This is a genomic window from Streptomyces sp. NPDC052016, from assembly GCF_044548445.1.
In the GTDB taxonomy this organism is placed as follows: domain Bacteria; phylum Actinomycetota; class Actinomycetes; order Streptomycetales; family Streptomycetaceae; genus Streptomyces.
This window is the reverse complement of the sequence record NZ_JBIUBX010000024.1, coordinates 102,760-123,254: the sequence shown is the minus strand read 5'-3', so window position 1 is coordinate 123,254 and position 20,495 is coordinate 102,760. Positions and strand designations below refer to the sequence as shown.

Below are 20,495 nucleotides of genomic sequence, written 5' to 3'. Positions count from 1 at the left end.
GGCGGCTGACGGGATCGTGCACGGAGTGGGGAGGGGGTGGCTGAGGCGGGGATCGGCCGGGGGGTGGGTGGACGGGCCGGTCAGTCGGTGGGCAGGAGGATGCCCGGGTTGAGCAGGCCCGCGGGGTCGAGCTGTCGCTTGACGGCCTGGAGGGCGCTGATGCCGAGTGGGCCGGCTTCCCGGACGTACCAGTCCCGGTGGTCGCTGCCCACGCCGTGGTGGTGGCTGATCGTGCCGCCCGCGGCCATGATCGCCTCGTTCGCGGCGTGCTTGGCGGGCTCCCAGTGCGCCACCGGGTCGTCGCCCTGGGCCGACACGACGGTGAAGTACAGCGAGGCGCCGTTCTCGTAGACGTGGGAGATGTGGCACATCACGAGCGGCGGGGTGCCGGACTCCGTGAGGGTGGTGGTGAGCGCCGCGCGGACGGAGGCGTACAGCTCGGGCAGGCGGGACCAGAAGCCGGCGGTCTCCAGCGTCTCGGCGAACGCCCCCGCGTCCAGCAGCGCGTCCCGCAGGTAGGGCGCCGAGTAGCGGCCGTGGGCCCAGCGTTCGCCCGGCTCCTCGCCCAGCCAGGTGCCGCCGCAGTCGCGCAGTACGGCGGCGGCCCGCTCACGGCGGTGGGCGGTGTCCTCCTCCGTGCCCTCGTAGCCCGCGATCGCCACGCATCCCGCGGGCTGGGAGAAGCCGGAGGAGCCGATGGCGTCGGGCTGGGCGAGGCCGATGAGCGTCTCCGTCTCGTCCGACAGCCGCAGGACGGTCGGACGCGGCCCGTCCTGGGCCAGGCGGCGCAGGGCGGCGGCGCCCTCTTCGAAGGAGGCGAAGCGCCACCCTTCGTACACACGGGTCTCGGGGAGGGGGCGGATCCGTACGGTCACCGAGGTGATGACGCCGAACGCCCCCTCGGAGCCGAGGACGAGCTGGCGCAGGTCGGGGCCGGCGGCCGAGCGCGGTGCGCGGCCGACGTCGAGGGTGCCGGCGGGGGTGGCGAGGGTGAGGCCGAGGACCATCTCGTCGAAGCGGCCGTAGCCGGCGGACGCCTGTCCGCTGGAGCGTGCGGCGGCGAATCCGCCGATGGTGGCCCACTCGTAGGACTGGGGGAAGTGGCCGAGGGTGTAGCCGTGTTCGGCCAGGAGCGCCTCCGCGTGCGGGGCTCGCAGTCCGGGCTGCAGGGTGGCGGTACGGGAGACCGGGTCGAGGGCGAGCATGCCGTCCATGCGGGCCAGGTCCAGCGCGACGAAGGGCCGTCGCGGCTGCGGGGAGAGTCCCCCGACCACGGAGGTGCCGCCGCCGAACGGGACGACGGCGAGGCCGTGTTCGGCACACGTCCGCAGGACGGCGAGGACGTCGTCGTGACCGGCGGGGAGGACCACGGCGGCCGGGACGGCCGCCACGTCCCCGGTACGGATGCGCAGCAGGTCGGGGGTGGACTTGCCGCGGGTGTGCCGGATGCGGGTCTCTGCGTCGGTGCGGACGTGGGCTTCGCCGCCGACGACGTCGGCGAGGGCCTGGAGTGCGGCGGTGTCCAGCGCCGGCTCGGGGACGGTGATCTCTTCCAGGGCGACCGGCTCGGCGCTGCGGGGCTTGACCCCGAGCAGGTCGCGCAGCAGCCCGGTCACCGTGTCGGGCAGCGGCGTCGCCCTGGCCGGGTCGCCCCAGCCGCTCCACAGCATGTCCATGCGCTTGTCCTCACCGGTCGTCGCGGAAGAGTGCTCTCTCCTGCACTGCCGTGCAGGCGTTACACTGTGACACATGACGCCTATTCGTCACAACGCCTCGGACAGCGATCCGGTGCTCGACGCGGTGCGCGACTGTGTCCTGGCCGTCGGTGTCCGGCGTACGACTCTCACCGACGTGGCCCGCCGTGCGGGCGTCTCCCGGATGACGCTGTACCGCCGCTGGCCCGATGTGCGATCCCTGGTCGGCGACCTGATGACCCGTGAGTGGATCGACGCGGCCACCGGGGCGATGCCCCCACCGGTACCGGGCAGCGGCGCGCGCGCCCGCATCGTCGACGGCCTGGTGAGCGGAGTGGACGCCTTCCGCGCCCATCCGCTCTTCCGCAAGATCGTCGACGTCGACCCCGAGTTGCTCCTGCCCTATGTGCTGGACCGGCGCGGCGCGAGCCAGGACGCCCTGCTCGGCCTGCTCGCCGAGGCCCTGCGGGAGGGGCACGCCGACGGCTCGGTGCGCCCCGGCCACCCCGAACGACAGGCGCGGTCCCTGCTCCTGGTCGCCCAGGCCTTCACCCTGTCACTGCGCACCATGACCGACGAGGACGACCCCGACCTGACGAGCGAGGCCTTCTCCGCGGAACTGCGCACCATCCTCGAGAGGACCCTGACGCCATGAGCCCCAGCAGCACGGCCTCCTCCCCCACGGCACCGGGCTCGTCGCTGTCCGCCGCCCGCCGCCGCAGCGAACTGGCCCGGACCGTCGGCGGTCCGACCGTGGACGTGCTGGTCGTGGGTCTCGGCGCGACCGGCGCCGGAGCCGCGCTGGACGCCGCCGCCCGAGGACTGACGGTGGTCGCCGTCGACGCCCACGACCTGGCTTTCGGCACCTCGCGCTGGAGCTCCAAGCTCATTCACGGCGGACTGCGCTACCTCGCGTCCGCCCAACTCGACGTCGCCCACGAGAGCGCCCGCGAACGCGGCATCCTCATGGAGCGCAGCGCGCCCCATCTGGTGCGCGCCCAGCCCTTCGTACTGCCCCTCACCCCGCTGGTCTCCCGCGGACAGGCCGCCCTGGCCTGGGCCGGCTTCCGCGCCGGAGACACCCTGCGCCTGGCGGCCCGCACCGGGCGGGCCACCCTGCCCGCACCCCGCAGGCTGTCCGCGGCCGAGACACGCCGGCTCGCTCCCGCGCTGCGCGGCGCCGGACTGCGCGGAGGCCTGCTGTCCTGGGACGGCCGCGTCACCGACGACGCCCGACTGGTCACCGCGATAGCCCGTACGGCCGCGGCCCACGGCGCGCGGATCCTCACCCGCGTACGGGCGCTGGAGCTGACTCGCTCCGGCGCCCGGGTACGGGACGAACTCACCGGCGAGGAAGGCGAGATCAGGGCCCGGGCCGTCATCAACGCATCCGGGGTGTGGGCGGGCGGTCTGGTGGACGGCGTCCGCATCCGCCCCTCGCGCGGAACCCACCTCGTACTGCGCTCGCAGCACCTCGGCACCCTCCCCGCCGGTCTGCACATCCCGATCCCCGGCGAGACCAACCGGTTCGTTCTCGTCCTGCCGCAGGGGGACGGCCGGACCTACGTCGGCCTGACCGACGAACCCGTCGACGACGACATCCCGGACACCCCCGAGGCGCCCGAGACCGACATCGGCTTCCTCCTCGACGTCCTGGGCTCGGCCCTGGACATCCCCGTCCACCGCCACGACGTGGTGGGCGCCTTCGCAGGCCTGCGCCCCCTGCTGGACACCACGCCGGGCGCGGGTTCCGGCGCGGCGGCCCGCACCGCGGACATCTCCCGCAGACACGCGGTGATCACCTCGCCCGACGGCGTGGTCACGGTGGTCGGCGGCAAGCTCACCACCTACCGGCGGATGGCCGAGGACGCCGTCGACGCCGCCGTCGCCACCCACCGCCTGTCCGCGCGGCCCTCCCCCACCGCGTCACTCCCCCTGATCGGCGCCGCACCGCCCTCCGTCCTCACCACCCTCCCCGCCCCTCGCCGCCTGGTCCACCGCTACGGCACCGAAGCGCCGGCCGTCCACGCGCTCAGCACCCAGGATCCCCGGCTCGCCGAACCCGTCCTGGCCGGTCACCCGGTCACCCGCGCCGAACTCCTGTGGGCCGTACGCCATGAAGGCGCCCTCGACACGGCGGATCTCCTCGACCGCCGCACCCGCATCGGACTCGTCCCCGACGACCGCGCCACGGCGCTCGACACCGCCCAGGAGCTGTTGGCGGAGGGAGGGGCGACAGGCTGACGATCGGTCCCGGCGACAAGCCGGTACCGTGCGGGTCGGACGTGGTTCCTCATGGCTGAGGGACGGCCCGCGACACGGTCGGCAGAGAGTGACGTCGGTTCGGACGGGGGCAGCGCCCAGGGCTCCAGCGTGCCGTCGCAGTACTCGGGGAGGAACTGGACGGCGCCGCCCTCATGGTGCCACCAGTCGCCGTTGCGAGAGGCGACCGTGACGAGCCACTGCTCCGGGTCGTCCCCGGACGTGCTCCAGGGGAACTTGTCGCCCTCGTCGGACTCCGCCAGGGCAGGAGGCCGCCCGGTGCCGGATGTGGACGCAGGCCTATCTCGAAAGGGCCGGACTCCTGGAGGCGACCGCCGCGCTCTTCATCGGGTTGTGGGTCGGAGAGGGAGCGGACGTCCAGGCCGTCGCACCTCCGCCGGCCTGTGCGGCCGGACCGGGCCGTGAGCCAAGGAGAAGGCCGCGAGAGGGCGTCCTCCCCTGCCGGCGACGGGGCCTCCCAAGGGCTGCTCCCGCACGGAAGGGAGGCACGGGCTCCCCGTGCAGCTCAGGCCGGGAGCGCGTGGGCGTCGTCGGCGGGCAGCCAGACGTGCGGGGCGTGGAGGCCGAGGTCGCCGACGCCGTCGCACAGGGCGTCGACGACGGCGAGAACGGCGGTGCGGTCCTCCTTCTCACGCCGGACCAGGGACCAGGTCCAGTAGACCTTCGGCCCGACGATCTCCCGGCGCACCAGGTCGGGCGGGAGCGGTGTGGTCTGCCCCTTAGGCGAGTTGACGATCGGGCGGCGGCAGCGGCGGACGTGGTCGAAGAAGGCGGGGCCCGTGATGGCGCCGTCGGAGATGCGCACCGCACGCGCCCCGGTGGTCCGCGCCAGTTCTTCGGCGTACACGTTCCAGGACTGCCAGGAGGTGATGTCGTCGTCGATGAGGACGTCGGTGTGGGCGGCCGGCACGTCACCGGTGTCGGTCCCGGTGGCGACGGCGTAGAGCCGGTCGGCGCCGACCAGCCGGGCCCGCAGTCCGTGACGGTTCAGGTCCTCGTTCCGCACCCAGCACACGGCGAGGTCCAGGCTGCCGTCGGCGACCCGGGCGGCCTGGGTGTGGGAGGGGGCGACCCAGGCGTCGACGTGCACCCTGGCCACCGCGGCCGTACGTGAGATCAGGTCCCGGGGAAGCCAGTTGACGTAGCCCAGCCGTACCGATTCCGAGCCCGCCAGCCGGCCGGCCCTGCGCTGCAGGTCGTCGGCCTGCTCCAGCAGGGCACGGGTGTGCTCGAGCAGGGCGGCGCCGGCCGGGGTGAGGGAGACCGAGCGGCGGTCCCGGTCGAACAGCCGGACGCCCAGGTCCCGCTCGAGCGCCTTGATCTGCTGGGACAGCGAGGGTCCCGCGATGAGCAGCCGCTCGGCGGCCCGGCCGAAGCTCAGTTCCTCGGCGACCGCGACGAAGTACCGCAGCTGACGCAGTTCCACGCTGGTCATGCTACGCGGGCTGGGAGGCTGCGCCTATCAGCGGCGAGGACGCCGGCCGTGGCATCGGCGCTGGTCATGGGCGCGCACTGGGTCCCGGCGCAGCGGGACGGCCCGGCACCGCGACCGGCGGTTGAACGGAGAGCGGGCATGCGGAAGTTCCTCGCACGGCAGGCGTCGGGCGCCCTCGTGGTCCTCGCCGCGACCGCGGCCGCCGCGGTGCTGCGGATCCGCTTCCCGCACCACATGCTCGTAGCACGACGCACAGCTCCCGAACGGCGGCGAGAATGCACGGGGAACACCCCCTTGCGTACCCGCCCCTCCCCCGGCCGACCGACGTGGAGCCGCTCATGACCACCGCACAGGATCTCGCCATCGTCGCCCTGAGCGCGGCAGCCCGCCGCCCGCTGGAACAGGGCGACCTGTCGCTCGCGCTCGCCGGGGCCGAGATGCTCGACCTGATCCAGGCGCGGGCCCTGGTCGTGGAGGGCGACCGCATCCTGCCCAGTGCGCAGTCACCGACGGGCGAGCGCATGTTGGACGAGGCCGCCTCCTCTCTCGTACGACAGGAGCCGTACGAGTCCGTCGAGGACTGGTTGTGGCGCCGGGGACGCGGGCTGTTCTCCGCCTATGTCGCGGATCTGGAGCGGGTGGGGCTGGCTACCCGGCCGCGCGGTCGCCTGATCCCGTTGAGGACCGGGCGGCCGGTGCCGGTCGACTCGCCGGCCCGGCGCAGTGCCGAAGAGCGCCGGGCGTCGGGCGAACCGGTCCTCGCCACTTTGGCCGCGGCGGCCGGGATCCAGGAGGTGTCGGACGACGCTGCGGCGGACCTCGACGACGAGAAGGTCGCTACGGTCCTGGCCGCCGTCGGCGGCGCGGTGATGGAGCTGGAGGCACTGCGGCAGCGACGGGCGATCGAGAACGCCGCGTTCGACAACGTCTGGCGCGGCCAGTAAGGGCTGCGGCGGTCAGCGGGCGCCCAGCAGGGCCAGGCAGTTGTCCCACAGGGGGGTGAGCCGCTGCGGGCTGTTGTAGAGCTTGGCGAACATCACCTGGCCCTCCAGCTGCGCCACCACGGCCCGGGCCGCCTCCCGCGTGTCTGTCACGGTGACGTCGCCGCGCTCCGGCGCCTCGGTGACGACCGCGTGGACCATCTCCACCTGCGCATCGAAGATGTCCTGCAGGCGCTCGCGGACGGGCTCCGTCTGGTTGCTCAGTTCAAGGGCGAGGTTCCCGAACAGGCAGCCCGACACGGTGCCGCAGCCGTCGTGCACGGCGCGCTGGCCGGCCTCCGTCTCCTCGAACAGATGCCGAATCCGCTGCAGCGGTGACCCCTCGCCGTCCAGGACACGCACCCAGTCGCGCCGCTGCGCCGCCCAGTGCTCGTCGACGACGGCGAGCGCGAGGGCCTCCTTGGACTCGAAGAAGTAGTAGAACTGCCCTTGGGCACTCCGGCCGCCTTGCATATGTCGGCCACACCCAGGGCCGAGTAGCCGCGCCCCTCGATGAGCGAGCGTGCGGCACCGAGGATCTTCTGCCTCGCGTCACTGGTGCGTCCCACCCGGCAGTGCAGCAAGCATTCGACCGGTCGACTAGTAGCCACGACCGAGCGGGCCCCAACGGTCGCCGGCACAGCCGCAGGGCTCATCGGCGTCGCCGTCTTCGCAGTGCGCCGACGCACGTCCCCACACCACCGCGCTCAGCACACCACCGCACGTCAGTGCGCCGAGTCCGCGGCTATGACGGCCGGGATCAGGCCCGGAAAGCGGCGGTCCAGGTCGTCCTTGCGGAGGCGCATGTACAGCCCGTTCCCGGCGTCGCGCTGGTACACCAGACCCGCCTCACGCAGCACTCGCCAGTGACGGGTGCGGCTGGACTTGCTCACCGGCAGGTCGAAGGAAGCGCACAGCCGCTCTTCGTCCGGCCGTTCCGCCAGTTCGGCCACGACCCGACGCCTGTTCGCGTCGGCGAGCGCCAAAAGGATGGGCCCGACCTCGAGCTCGTCGGCGCGGGGGTGTTCCAACTCGCCTGCCGCCATCACTCCACCTCTCGACAAGGTACGCCTGGATGCGTACCTTACTGGAGGTACGCATCCAGGCGTACCTTACCGCTGTTGGGGGAGCCATGCCCGCACCTGCATCGCCACGCCGCCGCGTTCTGTCCCGCATCCGCACGGCGCTGCGCAAGCTCCTGCGCATCGAGCATTCACCCTTCATGACTCTCTGACCCCCCGCTGGGGCCGATCGCGAAGCAGCCGTCGACTGTGACGCCGACCCGTCCACCGGTTCCACGTCGGGCTTGTCATGGCGGGATGCCTCGGCTCGGCTTACGGTGCCTCAGCACGCGTTCTTCCGCGGGCGCTTCCGATTCCTTGCCCGTGGGGGACCATCGTCATGTCCGCATCCAGTGAGCTGCGCCCGCGTCCTTTGCTGCCCGGCGGGGCGCCGCGCTCCTCGCGCGTCCTCCTGGCCGCCGTCGCGGCGCTGCTGGCAGTCGTGACCCTCAGCGATCTGTTCGCCGTGTTCGCCGGAGTCCGGATCCACCTGCTGATCGATGGGGACCACGGCTTCGCCACTGCTCCCCAGCAGGAACTGGACAACGCGTACTCGCTGTACGAAACGGCCGGGAACCTCCAGGGCATGACGTACGTGCCCTGCGCGGTGCTCTTCGTCGTCTGGTTCTTCCGGATGCGCCGCAACACCGGGCTGCTGGCGCCCGACCGGTTCCGAAACGGACCCGGCTGGGCCGTCGCGGCCTGGGTGATCCCGCTGGCGCATTTCTGGATGCCGTACCGTGTCGCCGTCGACATGTGGGGGGCGAGCACACCCCTGCCGGATGACGACGAGCCGTACCGGACGTCGATCTGGCCGGTGAACCTGTGGTGGGGCCTGTTCGTCTTCAGCACCCTGTTCGGCCGGTACGCCGGATCACGCTATGAGGACGCCGAAACACTCGGTCAGGTCCGGGACCGTGGTGCAGTACGTAGCGGCCGACGTCCTGGACATCGCCGCCGCCGCGGCCGCGGTGTACTTCGCCGTCCGGCTGACGACCATGCAGCGGCTGAAGGCGTCCGAGGGACCGTACCGCACGGCGGTTCCGGGATGACCAGGCACCGTCCAGGGGGCACGCCGGGAGCAGTCACGTCACGTGGCCGACAAGCATGGAATCAGTCGTGGCGACCGGTGTTTCCCTGCGCGAAGCGCTCCCCCGAGACAAGTACGTCCGGGATCATGAGACATGCTCTCGGACGACTGGCAACTCACCCAAGACGTCGACGACTTCCTCGCCCGGGCCGGAGACTTCCTGCGCTCGCGGCCCGCTCTGCACAACACGCCGCTGACGGACATCGAGAAACTGCGCACACGCACGGCGGACGCACGCGGCGCCGAAGACACCTTCTTCGGCCGACTCGAGTCAGGAGGCGAAATCCGCGCCCTCTGCTATCGCACTCCGCGCGGATACCTGAGCGCCACCCCCCTCTCCGCCGAGGAGGCCGGCACCCTCGCCGCCCACCTTGCCGGCCTCGGCCACTCCCCCTCCGGCGTCATCGCGGACCACGACACCGCCACCGCCTTCGCCGAGACATGGCAGCGGCACACCGGCGCGACGCCCGTACCCTTCTGGCGAACCCATCTTTACCGTCTCGGCACGCTCACCCCGCCGCAGCCGCACCCGGAGGGCCGGGGTCGCCTCGTGGGCTCGAAGGATCGCGAGCAAGTGGTGCGCTGGTGCCGTGAGTTCTGCGTCGACGTCGGCGAGCAGTCCTCCATCGACCTGATCGACTCCGGCGCCTGGGCCGACTCACGCTTCGGCGACAGACACTTCACGTTCTGGGAGACACCGGACGGCACCCCCGTCTCCATGGCGGCCGCGACCTCGCTCGTGGGCGGAATGATCCGGGTGGACCCCGTCTACACCCCCGCCCATCTCCGGGGCCGCGGCTACGCGGGCGCCGTGACGGTCGAGGTGAGCCGTGCCGCGCTGGCCGCGGGCGCGACGGACGTCGTCCTGTTCGCGGACCCGGCCAACCCCACCAGCAACGCCCTCTACCAGCGCATCGGATACGTCCGCATCGCCGACTTCACCGGCTACAAGTTCTCCTGACGGCGCTCCGGAAGCCGGTGAGGAACATGACCGACGCGAGACGGAATCAGCCGTCAGGAAGCTGATCCCTGACACCGCCCCACCGGTTACCGCAGTAGGGGAAGAGCAGCACCCTCTCAGTCGTCCATCACGCGCACGATCGCCAGCGTGATGTTGTCGGGGCCGCCCGCCTCCATGGCCGCCTTCCACAGTTCGAAGGCAGCCCGGCCGTCGTCGTACTCCCGCAGCACCTCGGTGAGCACGTCCGTCGTCACCGGATCGGTCAGGCCGTCGGTGCAGATGAGGTAGCGGTCGCCGGGCGCCAGTGACGTGGCCGTCACGTGCGGGTCGATGGCGCGCCGACCAGGAGTGCCGCCCAGGCACTGGGTGAGGACGGATGTGGTGCGCTGCCCGGGCCGGAGCGGAGGATTGTCGTCGACGCTCACCTGGCGCAGCCCCTCGTGGGACACCGCGAAGACCTCGCTGTCGCCCACGTTGAACACCAGCAGCGACCCGGGCCGCAGGACGACGCCGGCGATCGTCGTCCCCATGGTGGCGAGCTCGCTCGCCTCGTCGCCGGCGGCTTCGTACACGGCGCGGTTACAGGCGCCCAGGGCGTCGCGGACGGCGTCCTCGCTGGTCAGGCCAGGACCGATGGACGCGATCCCGCGGACGACCAGGGCACTGGCCACGTCACCGTGAGGGTGCCCGCCGAGCCCGTCGGCGACCGCGACGACGAGAGGGGTTCCGAGCGGGAAGAGCAGGCTCTGCGGATTCTCGGTCACCGTGGCGCACAGCGTCCACGGTCCCGCGACGAGGCTGTCCTCGTTCCGCTGGCGGACCAGCCCCGGATGGCTGAGCGCGCTCACGGCAACGTACGGCATGGAAAGCCACCGCCCTCCGAAGGGCCGACGGGGTCCTGCCCCAGCCACCAGGGTAGGCGCTGTGGTGCATCCCCGCCCCAGCGCTTCCCTCCCGCCACCGGATGCCGTCCCTCGCGCTCGGGACCGCCGTGCAGCCGCTCGGACAGCCGTGCAGCCACTCGGAACGGCGGTACGGGGCGTCGACAGGTACTGTGCCCCCTAGGCAAATAAGTTGCCCCACTGTCACAACCGTCGGAGCTCCCCGGTCTTCCCGAAGGTCCAGGTGTCCAACGCCAGGCACTACAAGGCGCGGGGCACCACCACCGAGGTCAAGGTGTTTCCCGGACGCTCCCACCTGATGGCCGTCCAGGACGGCTGGCAGGAGATCGCCGACCACGCCCTCGACTGGGCGCTCGCCCACTCCTAGGGGCTGCTTCGGTCGTGGTCGGACCAGGGTTTCCGCCTGGGGCGGGGTGACGGTCCGGGCGGACCTCGGGGCCGGATCGGCAGCAGACGCGCCGGGTTTCCTGCCAGGAATCCGGCAACCGGCGGTCCCTACCGGGCGTCGCACGCCGGAGCCCGGCTCAGTGGGCGACGACGACGGCGGAGAGAAGCGTCGCGGTGGCGAGGCTGCCCCAGAGGGCGGCCGGCCCGTGGGGTGCGAGGGCGGTGATGACCGCCGGGGAGACGGCGAGGCCCAGGCCCGTGGAGAGTTCGAAGCGGGCGAGGGCGCGCCCCAGGACGTGGGCCGGGGCGAGGACGGTGACGAGCGCGGTGGCGCTGCCGGCATAGACGATCTCGCCGAGAGTGCAGACCACGGAGACCACGGCGACGGCCGGGGCACCCCAGCCGTGTCCCAGTGAGGTGGCCACGAGGAAGCCGAGGTAGGAGGCGGTGAGCACGACGCCGGCGAGAGCCAGCACGGTCTGCCGGGAGAAGCGGGACATCAGGACGGTGACCGGGACCTGCAGGGTGACCACCAGCACCGTGTTGGCCACGAAGATGGCAGCCGACCACACCGGCGATGCGTGCAACTGCGTCACCAGGACCAGAGGCAGCGCGATCTCGGGGACGTTGAGGCAGAAGACGTAGACCACGTTGGCGGCCAGCAGCGCGCGCATCCGGGGAGCGGGCCCGCCGGCCCCGTCCCCCGCAGGGGTGGCAGCCGGATGCGCGTGCAGGTGGACCGACCACGCCAAGGCCGCCGCGGCCAGATAGGCGAGCCCGGTGACGGCCGCCAGCACCTGCAAGGCGGTGGCGCCGCCCGCCAGGCACACGGTGGCGATGAGCGCGCCCACGCCCAGACCCGCGTTGCGCAGGGCGCGGCCTCCCGCGAGAGCGGCGTCGCGCTCCCGGCCGTGGGCGACCGTGGCCACGAGGGCAGCGTGGGCGGCCGGCCATGCCTGGTTGCCGATGCCGAGGAAGAGCGCCGCCGCAGCGAACAGCCAGACGTGTTGCGCCGGGGTGGCCAGGAGCAGCGTCACACCCAGCACCCGCACCAGCATCGAGGCTGCCACGACCGTGCTGCGTGCGCCCCGGTCCAGCCATCGGCCCACCGCGGGCATGCACGCCAGCCCCGCGACGACGGCGACCGTCATGGCGATGCCGGTGACCGGCGCGGACAGCCGCAGCACCGTCACCCCGTAGAGCAGCAGAAAGGGACGCAGCAGGCCGGTGCCGAGCGCGTCCACGGCCAGGGCGACGGCATAGCGCGGGCCTCCGAAGGCACGGACGAGGGCGCGGGGCCGGAGCTTGGTGGTGGTTGCCATGGCGTCAGACGGTGCGTGCTGCCGTGGGGTGGGGCACGTCGGTTGACGGACACCGTCAACCGACGCCGTCGCGGGCCGTCCGGGCGGTGATGATGAGCGGATGACGTTGAGGATCGACATCAGCGGCCTGCCGCCCGGCCGACTGCGGTTCGCCGCCTCCCCGCTGGCCGAGCTGACCGCGATGCTGCACGTGCTGGCCGAACCCGGGCATCATCCGCAGCTCGCCGGGTGGGCCGGGGATGTCCGGGTCGGGCTGCGGCCGGAGCTGGCCGAGCGGTTGCGCGAGGCGGAGTTCCTCTGGCGTTCCTCACAGGCCGACTTCCTGATCCCCGCCCGACCGCGGCCGACGCTCGCCGAGGAGCTGGACGACGTGGACGGGATCGACGACGAGACGTATGTGACCGCCGCGCTGGTCACCACGTGCGGCGGCAACCGGGTGCCCCAGGCCTCGCCGTCGCCGCTCACCGACGCGAGCGCGCGCGAGCGGGCCCTGGAGCTGGCCCAGGCCCGCGGGGCGCGGCAAGAGGCCTTCGCGGAACGGCTGCTCGCGGATCCGGCCGCTGTGCGGGCGCGGGTGCGCCACACCCTCGAGCAGTGCGCCGAGGCCTTCTTCGACGCCGCCTGGGCGGGCGTCGCCGTGCGGCTCGCCACCGACCTGCGCCTGAAGAACGAGCTGCTGAAGCGCCATGGCGCCGGGCCGGCACTCGCGTCGGTCTCCGCCGCGGTCGCCCTGGCGCCGGGCGGCGACTGCATCGTCGTCGACAAGCTGCAGGACAAGGCGACCGCCGCCCACGGCGCCGGGGTCACCTTCATACCCACAGTCTTCGGCAGCCCGCACCTGGTGGTGGTCCACGCACCCGGGTGGCAGCCGGTGGTGCAGTACCCCGTGGCCGAGCCGAGTCCGACCGAGCCGGTACCGCTGGAAACGGTCACCCTACGGCTGGAGGCGCTCGCGCATCCGGTACGGCTGCGGCTGCTGCGCACCCTGGCCCGCGGCCCGCACACCACCGGTGAGCTGGCCCACACCTGGGAACTGTCGCCCCGGAGGTTTCCCGCCACCTCGCCGTCCTGCGCCGCGCGGGCCTGCTCACGGCCCGGCGGCACGGTCGTTACGTCCGGCACACGCTCAATCTGCCCGAACTGACGGCGCTGGGCACCGACCTGCTGGCGGCCGTACTGCGCTGAGCGGCCACGGTCTGCCGGAGTACGGACGGCTGCCGCCTAGCGGCGGCAGGGTCCGCTCCGGTGTCACATCGGACCGATGACCTTCTTGCGCATGTGCCCGTACACCACCGACGTCCGCACGTCGGCGAGTTCCGGACGCTTGGTCAGCTTGTCCAGGACCACCGCGTGCAGATGGTCGGTGTCCCGGACGGCGACGTGCACGAGGAAGTCGTCATTGCCGGTGAGGACGAAGACCGAGATGACCTCGGGCATCCGCTCCAGGAAGGTCTGGAAGGCCTCGATCACGGCACGTGTCGGCGGGCGGACCCGTACGGCGATCACCGCCTGCAGCCCGCGGCCGATCGCCGCGAGGTCTGCCTCGGCGTGAAATCCCGTCAGGACCCCGCTTCTGCGCAGCGAGCGGATGCGCTCCAGACACGTGGACGGGGCGATACCGAGTTCCTGGGCCATGTCCCGGTTGGTGCGCCGACCGTCCTCCTGGAGCATCCGCACCAACGCCGAATCTAGTTCGTCCATGCTCGCCTCACCCCGCCGGATTCCGAAGGTAATTCGGACAGTTCCCATCACCTTCGATGATCTTGTTAGCCTCCAGCCTAGTTGACTGACGTTCGTTCGGTCACGGCGCGGTCGGCGGGAATCGGCGGTCGGGAAGGGCGAGTTGGCATGCGTGAACGGGGACCCTCGGTGTGGGCGGTGTGTGCGGTCATGGCGGCCGCGCTGTTGTGGAGCAGTTCGTACGCGGTGACCAAGGTGGTCCTGGAGGACGTCGGCCCGCTCAGTATCGGCGCCATCAGGTTCGGTCTCGCGGCGTTGGTCCTGGGCGTGCTGGTACGGCTCGGCCGGCAGCGTCCCGTCCGGCCGGACGCGCGGCAGCGGCGACAGCTCCACCTGAGCGGGTTCCTCGGCATCACCGTGTACTTCGTCCTGGAGAACGTCGGTGTCGACCTGTCCACGGCGTCCGACGCGTCGCTGATCGTGGCCACGTACCCGCTGATGACGATGCTGGTGGAACTGGTCGTCCACCGCACCCGGATGCCGCTGCCGAGGGTGACGGGCGTGCTGCTGGCCACCGTCGGCGCCTTCCTCGTCGTACGCAACGGGGCCGAGGTCGGCGGCAGTTCGCGCTGGCTGGGGGACATCCTGCTGCTGCTCGGCGGGCTGGCCTGGGCCGGCTACAACGTGCTCGGCAAGCGCGCGAGTGCCGGCCAGGACGCCGTGAGCGTCACCTACCACCAGACCCTGGCGGGCGCGGCCGGTTTCCTGCTCGCGTCCCTGCTGGAGGCCGACGACTGGCGGATGCCGGACGCGACCGCCTCGTCACTGCTGGTCTACCTGGCCGTGGCGTGCTCGGTGGGCGGCTTCCTGCTCTACAACTACGGCCTGCGCAGGATGGCGTCGAGCGTCGCCGTCAACATCCTCAACCTCGTCCCGGTCTTCGGCGTCGTCGGCGCCGTCGTGATCAACGGAGAGTCGATCCGGCTCACCCAGGTCATGGGCGGCGTCGTCATTATCGTCGGAGTGGCGCTGGGCATGATCGAGCGGGCACAGGGAGCCGTGGCGACGCCGGAGGCGGGGAAGAGCGGGCTCAGCGGGACGGCGACCGCTCGGACGGCGGCGGAGGCGGCGCCGGCCCCGCGCGGCAGATGACGTCGATGTCGGGCCGCGTCACGCCGACCCCGCTCCGACCCGGGGCAGCCCGGTCGCCTCGGCCGGGCACCCTTCGCCGATCCGGCGGTCCCCTCATCCGCTCGGGCGACCGGATCCGCGGCGCGGCCCTGGGCAGGTCCGCCGCGCGGATCTGTCACAGACGAGGAGGCCGTCCTGTCTCTCCTGCAGACAGTCCCCGTTCGGAGGAACCACATGAGCGCTGAGCACGCACACCTGCCCCCAGGCGTCGAGGTACTCACGACCCTGCCCGAGGCGGCGGCCCGGATCCCGGCCGGCGCCGAGGCCCGGACCATCCGGGTCACCCTGCCGCCCGGCGACCCCGGCGCCCCGCCGCACCGGCACCCCGGGCCGATCTTCGGCTACGTGACCCAGGGCGAGATCCTCTTCGAGCTGGAAGGGCAGCCGCCCCGGGTTCTGAGGGCCGGTGACGCCCTGTTCGAACCCGGAGGCGACGTGATCCACTACCAAGGCGCCAACAACCTTCCGGACGCGCAGTCGCAGCTGGTGGTGACCATGTTCGCGCCGCCGGGCACCCCGGTTCTGACCGTGGTCGGCGCGGAGGAGCTGGCCGAACGGCGACACCTGCGAGTCACCCGGTCATGATGCGCACCGGTGTTCCGGCTCTCCGGCCGGACCACCGGATCAAGCCGGGGCGGCCCACCGTCAGGTTGGAGTGCTCGAGCCACCGGCGGCGGCCCCACGTGTGGACCAGGGCGAACGGCCCGCGCGTAGGGGCCGTCGTAGACCGGGGGTTTCGAGGAGTTCCCCGCGGTGCCGGGCGACCGCGGCCATGGGCACGCCGTAGTCCCTTCGGCGCCCGGGTCACGGTGACCGGCCCGCTCGGCGACCTCGAAAGTCCGGGACTCGTCGAGGTGCAGGATCACGCGGCGGCGCCCGGCTGCTCCCGACCGTACGGGCCGCAAGGCAGCAGGGTGGTAGCAGGCGGTGGAACCTCGCACGAGGAGCGGCACGGCGCCATTGTCAGTGGTGGCGTGCAGGATGACGCCCATGACAACACCTGCTGCAGTGATCGTGGACGCCGCCGCCTACGCGCAGGCGGTGGAGGACGCGGTGAAGGCGTCCGCCGCCTACTACTCCGGGGGCACGTCGGTGCTGGACGACGACGCCTACGACCGCCTGGTGCGCGGCATCGCGGCGTGGGAAGCCGAGCACCCCGGGCAGGTGCTGCCCGACTCGCCGACAGGGAAGGTCGCCGGCGGCGCGGTGGAGGGAGACGTCCCGCACACGGTGGCGATGCTGAGCCTGGACAACGTGTTCTCTCCGGAGGAGTTCACCGCCTGGACCGCGTCGATGGCCCGGCGCATCGGCCGCGACGTGGAGCGCTTCAGCGTGGAGCCGAAGCTCGACGGCCTCGCCGTCGCAGCGCGCTACACCCGCGGCCGTCTGACGAGGCTGATCACCCGGGGCGACGGGACGGCCGGGGAGGACGTCTCGCACGCGATCGGCAGCATCGAGGGCCTGCCCGAGCAGCTGACCGAGCCGGTCACGGTCGAGATGCGCGGTGAAGTCCTCATGACCACCGCCCAGTTCGAGTACGCCAACGAGATACGTACCGCGCACGGCGGGCAGCCGTTCGCCAACCCGCGCAACGCCGCGGCGGGCACCCTGCGCGCCAAGGACCGGGCCTACACGGTGCCCATGACCTTCTTCGGCTACGGCCTGCTGCCCCTGGCCGACACCGGGACCGTGCTCGCCGCCCGGCCGGCCGAGGGCGCGCACAGCGAGCTGATGGCCCGGGCCGCGAGCCTCGGCGTGAACACCACCGCCGCGACCGCCGTGCCCGGCGTCACCGCCACGGGCGTCGAGCAGGTTCTGGCCCGGGTGCGGGAGATCGCCGCGCTGCGGCCGGCGCTGCCGTTCGGGATCGACGGCATCGTCGTCAAGGCCGACCTGGCCGCGGACCAGCAGGCCGCCGGATCCGGCTCGCGGGCGCCACGCTGGGCCATCGCCTACAAGCTGCCCGCCGTCGAGAAGATCACCCGCCTGCTCGAGGTGGAGTGGAACGTCGGCCGCACCGGCATCATCGCCCCGCGCGCCGTCCTGGAACCGGTCGAGATCGACGGCTCCACCATCACCTACGCCACCCTGCACAACCCCGCCGACATCACCCGCCGCGACCTGCGCCTGGGCGACCACGTCATGGTCCACCGCGCCGGCGACGTCATCCCCCGTATCGAAGCGCCCGTCGCCCATCTGCGCACCGGCGACGAACAGCCGATCGTCTTCCCGGAGAGCTGCCCGCGCTGCGGGTCCGGCATCGACACCAGCGAGCAGCGCTGGCGCTGTGAGAACGGCCGCAACTGCCACCTCGTGGCCTCCCTCTCCTACGCCGCCGGCCGCGACCAGCTCGACATCGAGGGCCTCGGCCACACCCGCGTGGTCCAGCTCGTGGAGGCCGGCCTCGTCGCGGATCTCGCCGACCTGTTCACCCTCACCCGTGATCAACTGCTCGGCCTGGAGCGGATGGGCGAGACCAGCACGGACAACCTCCTGGCCGCCCTCACCGCAGCCAGGAACCAGCCGCTGTCGCGGGTGCTGTGCGCGCTCGGCATCCGCGGCACCGGCCGCTCCATGTCCCGCCGCATCGCCCGGCACTTCGTCACCATGGACCGTCTCCGCGCCGCCGACGCCGAGGCCATCCAACAGGTCGACGGCATCGGCACCGAGAAGGCCCCGTCCATCGTCGCCGAACTGGCCGAACTCGCCCCGCTCATCGACAAGCTCGCCGCAGCCGGCGTCAACATGACCGAGCCCGGTGTCACCGCGCCCACCGCGGAGGACAGCACCGCCGAAGGCAGCACGGCGACTGCACAACAGCCGACCGGTCCCCTGACCGGCATGACGGTGGTGGTCACCGGCGCCATGACCGGCCCCCTGGAGAAGCTCAGCCGCAACCAGATGAACGAGCTGATCGAGCGCGCCGGCGGCCGCTCCTCCTCCAGCGTCTCCAAGAAGACCACCCTGGTCGTCGCCGGAGGCAACGCCGGCTCCAAGCGCGCCAAGGCCGAAGCACTCGGCGTCCGCCTGGCCACCCCCGACGAGTTCGCCACACTCATAGCCGACCACCTCACCTGAGCACTCCAGTCCCCGCGCAGGCGCCGGGGGCTCCGGGAGCACCGGGGCACCGGACCACCGGAAGCACTGGCGGAAAGCGTCCACCGCGCGGTCGACGGGCCTGCCGGACTCGGCCGGCTTGCACCGTGGCCGGCCCCGGCGGCCCGCCTGCCAGTTCCTTCGGGGTACGGGTCACCTCGCGAGCGAGGCTGCATCGCCGGGCCTCAACGGAGCGGAGGTCCGGCCCCGTTCGCCCTCTCCACAAGGCGCCGCGCGCTGCTGTTCGGCTCCCTGGCAAAGAAGTCGCACCAGCTCTTGAGAAGAAATCTGCGCATGCTATCTGCTCGTCATGCCTGAGTGGCAACCGCGCGTGCTCTCCGACATCGACGCGCTCAAAGCACTCGCTCACCCGCTGCGCCAGCAACTGCTCACCTGGCTGCAGCGCCATGTCCCGGCCACCTCTGCCGATCTGGCCGTCGAGGTCGGTCAGGGTCGCGGGGCGACCAGTTATCACCTGCGGTAGCTGGCCCGGTTCGGGTTCATCGAAGAGGACACGGACCGCTCGTCCGGGCGCCCCAAGTACTGGCCAGCCATCCCACAGGACGTTCGGTTGCCGCGCCGTTCGACGGATCCCGAGGTCGCTGTCGCCGCGGAGGAGATCGGCCGGCAGTGGATGGAGCGTGCCGATCGCGAGTTGTCCGCCCACCTGTCCGGCAGGGAGGCGTTCGGCGAGTTCGCCGCCGCCGCGATGCACTCCTTCGGCGGCACGAATGCTCACCGCCGAGGAGTTGGCCGAGTTCGGCGAGGAGTACATCGCCTTCCTCTCGCGCTGGCACCGGGACCCCGCACAGGCAGCTCCCGGCAGCCGGCACGTCTCCGTGATGTTCCACCCCTTCCCACCCCGGACAGCGGGGACGCGTCGTGACCGCCCCGACCACGGAGGGGGCCGCCGAACAGCCTTCGTTATGGCGCAACCGCAATCTCGTCGCCCTGTGGAGCGGTCAGGTCGTCTCGACCCTGGGCGCCCAGATCAGCGGGACGGCGATGCCGTTGCTCGTGCCGGCAACCACCGGATCGCCCTCCGACACCAGGATCGTCGGAGCCGCCGGCGCGGCCCCCTTCCTCATCGCCAATCTGCCTGCCGGAGCGCTGGTGAACCGGTGGAATCGCCGCAGGATCCTGCTGATCAGCGAAAGCGTCGCAGGACTGGCGCACGCCACCGTCCCGATGGTCATGTGGTGGGACGTCCTCACGGTCGCGCACCTTGCCGTGGTCGTCTTCGTGCAGGGACTGCGCTTCGTCTTCTTCGGGCTGGCCGAACGCGCCGCCCTCCCCACCATCCTCACCCTCGCGCTCCTGTCCACGGCGGTCGCCCACAACGAGGCCAGGAGTCGCGGCGCCGGCTCTGGCCGGTCCTCCTCTGGGCGGCATGCTCTTCGGCATCGACCGTGCCGCGCCCTTCCTGGCCGACGCGGTCTCCTATGTCGTCGCCTCCGTCGGGCTGCTGTTCGTCCGCGGCAACCTGCGGAACCGGTCGAGTCCGCCGTCGGAACCGCTGTGGCAGGCGACCCACCACGGGTGTGCGCTGGGTCTGGCGCCACCCCCTCATCCGCGCGGCGATCCTGTTGATCACCGTCAGCAATCTGGTCTTCCAGATCCTCGTACTGACGCTTGTCGTCCTCGCCCAGCACCGAGGCGCCACATCCACGACCATCGGCATGATGCTCGGCATCTACAGCGGTGGCGGCCTGATCGGCGCCCTCGCGGCGAGCACGCTCCATCGTCGCTTCAGACCCAGGACCGTCATCGTCGGCGTCAACCGGATCTGGGCCGCGCTTCTGCCTCTCCTCAACCCTCACCTCGAGCCCTCTGCTGATCGGCGCCATCGGCGCCGCCTGCGCGTTCGTCGGTCCGATGTGGAGCGTCGTGATCACCACGTACGCAACCGTCCTGGTACCCGACGAGCTACTGGGGCGGGTCACCAGCGCGGCCATGACGCTGTCCTCGGAAGTCATGCCGGTGGCTTCCCTCGGTGCCGGCTACCTGCTCACCGGTGTCGGCCCCATCGGCTCCGTGACCACGGTGATGCTCATCGCCGCGATCGCCTCCTCCGTCAGCCCGGACGTCCGTCACGCCCCGCCCCTTCCCTCGCACGACGTCGGCCTGACCCGGCGGACACGCCTCCTGGCGCTGCGGCAGGCGTTCGCAGCAGCACACGAAGGGGCGGACCCGCTTGATCCGCACTTCGTCGCCACACTCGATACCCATCCCTTTTGCCCCATTGACGGCAGGGGGCGGACGGCTCGGTTGCGCCCACAGGACGCGAGATGACTCACAACGCGATCAGACGGAGAGCACTCCGAAGCAGGCTTACGGGCCTGCATACACAGCATTTAGCTGCAGTCTGCAATGAAGTGCACACGACCCGTAAAAGGCATAGATCCCTCTATGG

18 protein-coding genes and 4 pseudogenes are annotated in these 20,495 nt (G+C 71.9%); 15 read left to right on the top strand and 7 right to left on the bottom strand.

The genetic code is table 11. The features are described from left to right. Positions 1–80: 80 nt before the first annotated feature. A complete protein-coding gene (locus ACIHAR_RS27975) occupies positions 81–1,676 on the bottom strand; it encodes an FAD-binding oxidoreductase (RefSeq protein ID WP_400022441.1) in 1,596 nt (531 codons plus the stop codon). Positions 1,677–1,749: 73 nt separating this feature from the next. Between ACIHAR_RS27975 and ACIHAR_RS27970 the strand changes: the two genes are divergently transcribed. The 3 genes and pseudogenes from ACIHAR_RS27970 to ACIHAR_RS27960 form a co-directional block, all read left to right on the top strand. Then, complete coding sequence (locus tag ACIHAR_RS27970) at positions 1,750–2,349, top strand: TetR/AcrR family transcriptional regulator (protein WP_365453713.1); 600 nt, start codon at positions 1,750–1,752, stop codon at positions 2,347–2,349. Continuing rightward, entirely contained in the window at positions 2,346–3,938 is a 1,593-nt protein-coding gene (locus ACIHAR_RS27965; RefSeq protein WP_365453716.1) for a glycerol-3-phosphate dehydrogenase/oxidase, read from the top strand. The genes ACIHAR_RS27970 and ACIHAR_RS27965 overlap by 4 nt, the downstream gene beginning before the upstream one ends. Before the next feature lie 322 nt (positions 3,939–4,260). Continuing rightward, a pseudogene (locus ACIHAR_RS27960) lies at positions 4,261–4,374 on the top strand (NADP oxidoreductase); the annotation flags it as partial. 108 nt (positions 4,375–4,482) lie between these two features. On the opposite strand, the gene ACIHAR_RS27955 reads toward ACIHAR_RS27960, so the two are convergent. Beyond that, positions 4,483–5,412, bottom strand: a complete 930-nt coding sequence (locus ACIHAR_RS27955) for a LysR family transcriptional regulator (protein WP_400022440.1) — start codon at positions 5,410–5,412, stop codon at positions 4,483–4,485. 338 nt (positions 5,413–5,750) lie between these two features. Between ACIHAR_RS27955 and ACIHAR_RS27950 the strand changes: the two genes are divergently transcribed. Then, the gene (locus ACIHAR_RS27950) at positions 5,751–6,356 is read left to right on the top strand and encodes a GPP34 family phosphoprotein (protein WP_400022439.1); all 606 of its coding nucleotides are present in this window, start codon (positions 5,751–5,753) and stop codon (positions 6,354–6,356) included. 12 nt (positions 6,357–6,368) lie between these two features. Here the strand turns inward: ACIHAR_RS27950 and ACIHAR_RS27945 are convergent. Both ACIHAR_RS27945 and ACIHAR_RS27940 read right to left on the bottom strand, forming a co-directional pair. Further along, a pseudogene (locus tag ACIHAR_RS27945) lies at positions 6,369–6,961 on the bottom strand (TetR/AcrR family transcriptional regulator). Between the two features lie 156 nt (positions 6,962–7,117). Beyond that, positions 7,118–7,438 (bottom strand): ArsR/SmtB family transcription factor, encoded by a 321-nt coding sequence (locus ACIHAR_RS27940; RefSeq protein WP_400022438.1) that lies wholly within the window; start codon positions 7,436–7,438, stop codon positions 7,118–7,120. 265 nt (positions 7,439–7,703) lie between these two features. Between ACIHAR_RS27940 and ACIHAR_RS27935 the strand changes: the two are divergent. The 3 genes and pseudogenes from ACIHAR_RS27935 to ACIHAR_RS27925 form a co-directional block, all read left to right on the top strand. Then, positions 7,704–8,309 (top strand): annotated as a pseudogene (locus ACIHAR_RS27935) (DUF4328 domain-containing protein); the annotation flags it as partial. Between the two features lie 61 nt (positions 8,310–8,370). Then, positions 8,371–8,505, top strand: a complete 135-nt coding sequence (locus tag ACIHAR_RS27930) for a hypothetical protein (protein ID WP_365454080.1) — start codon at positions 8,371–8,373, stop codon at positions 8,503–8,505. Positions 8,506–8,637: 132 nt separating this feature from the next. Then, positions 8,638–9,504 (top strand): GNAT family N-acetyltransferase, encoded by an 867-nt coding sequence (locus ACIHAR_RS27925; RefSeq protein WP_365453728.1) that lies wholly within the window; start codon positions 8,638–8,640, stop codon positions 9,502–9,504. Positions 9,505–9,620: 116 nt separating this feature from the next. Here ACIHAR_RS27925 and ACIHAR_RS27920 read toward each other — a convergent pair whose 3' ends face one another. Next, positions 9,621–10,367 (bottom strand): protein phosphatase 2C domain-containing protein, encoded by a 747-nt coding sequence (locus ACIHAR_RS27920; protein WP_365453731.1) that lies wholly within the window; start codon positions 10,365–10,367, stop codon positions 9,621–9,623. 262 nt (positions 10,368–10,629) lie between these two features. Here ACIHAR_RS27920 and ACIHAR_RS27915 point away from each other — a divergent pair, with 262 nt between their 5' ends. Next, entirely contained in the window at positions 10,630–10,773 is a 144-nt protein-coding gene (locus ACIHAR_RS27915; RefSeq protein ID WP_365453734.1) for a hypothetical protein, read from the top strand. 157 nt (positions 10,774–10,930) lie between these two features. On the opposite strand, the gene ACIHAR_RS27910 is transcribed toward ACIHAR_RS27915, so the two are convergent. Continuing rightward, positions 10,931–12,115 (bottom strand): MFS transporter, encoded by a 1,185-nt coding sequence (locus ACIHAR_RS27910; protein ID WP_365453737.1) that lies wholly within the window; start codon positions 12,113–12,115, stop codon positions 10,931–10,933. 100 nt (positions 12,116–12,215) lie between these two features. On the opposite strand from ACIHAR_RS27910, the pseudogene ACIHAR_RS27905 reads away from it, so the two are divergent. Further along, positions 12,216–13,300, top strand: a pseudogene (locus tag ACIHAR_RS27905) (DUF5937 family protein). Between the two features lie 63 nt (positions 13,301–13,363). On the opposite strand, the gene ACIHAR_RS27900 reads toward ACIHAR_RS27905, so the two are convergent. Then, the gene (locus tag ACIHAR_RS27900) at positions 13,364–13,816 is read right to left on the bottom strand and encodes an Lrp/AsnC family transcriptional regulator (protein WP_365453743.1); all 453 of its coding nucleotides are present in this window, start codon (positions 13,814–13,816) and stop codon (positions 13,364–13,366) included. A 147-nt stretch (positions 13,817–13,963) separates the two neighbouring features. Between ACIHAR_RS27900 and ACIHAR_RS27895 the strand changes: the two genes are divergently transcribed. The 6 genes from ACIHAR_RS27895 (at position 13,964) to ACIHAR_RS27870 (ending at position 20,374) form a co-directional block, all read left to right on the top strand. Continuing rightward, complete coding sequence (locus ACIHAR_RS27895) at positions 13,964–14,947, top strand: DMT family transporter (protein WP_365453746.1); 984 nt, start codon at positions 13,964–13,966, stop codon at positions 14,945–14,947. Between the two features lie 213 nt (positions 14,948–15,160). Beyond that, complete coding sequence (locus ACIHAR_RS27890) at positions 15,161–15,571, top strand: cupin domain-containing protein (RefSeq protein ID WP_365453749.1); 411 nt, start codon at positions 15,161–15,163, stop codon at positions 15,569–15,571. A gap of 405 nt (positions 15,572–15,976) precedes the next feature. Beyond that, positions 15,977–18,064: an NAD-dependent DNA ligase LigA gene (gene ligA, locus ACIHAR_RS27885; protein ID WP_400022437.1), complete on the top strand. Its 2,088-nt coding sequence runs from the start codon at positions 15,977–15,979 to the stop codon at positions 18,062–18,064. 328 nt (positions 18,065–18,392) lie between these two features. After that, on the top strand, positions 18,393–18,566 hold the full coding sequence (locus ACIHAR_RS27880; RefSeq protein ID WP_400022436.1) for a hypothetical protein: 174 nt from the start codon (positions 18,393–18,395) through the stop codon (positions 18,564–18,566). Positions 18,567–18,964: 398 nt separating this feature from the next. Beyond that, positions 18,965–19,672: an MFS transporter gene (locus ACIHAR_RS27875; RefSeq protein WP_400022435.1), complete on the top strand. Its 708-nt coding sequence runs from the start codon at positions 18,965–18,967 to the stop codon at positions 19,670–19,672. 297 nt (positions 19,673–19,969) lie between these two features. Continuing rightward, positions 19,970–20,374, top strand: coding sequence for a hypothetical protein (locus tag ACIHAR_RS27870; protein ID WP_400022434.1), 405 nt, complete (start codon positions 19,970–19,972; stop codon positions 20,372–20,374). Positions 20,375–20,495 lie beyond the last annotated feature (121 nt).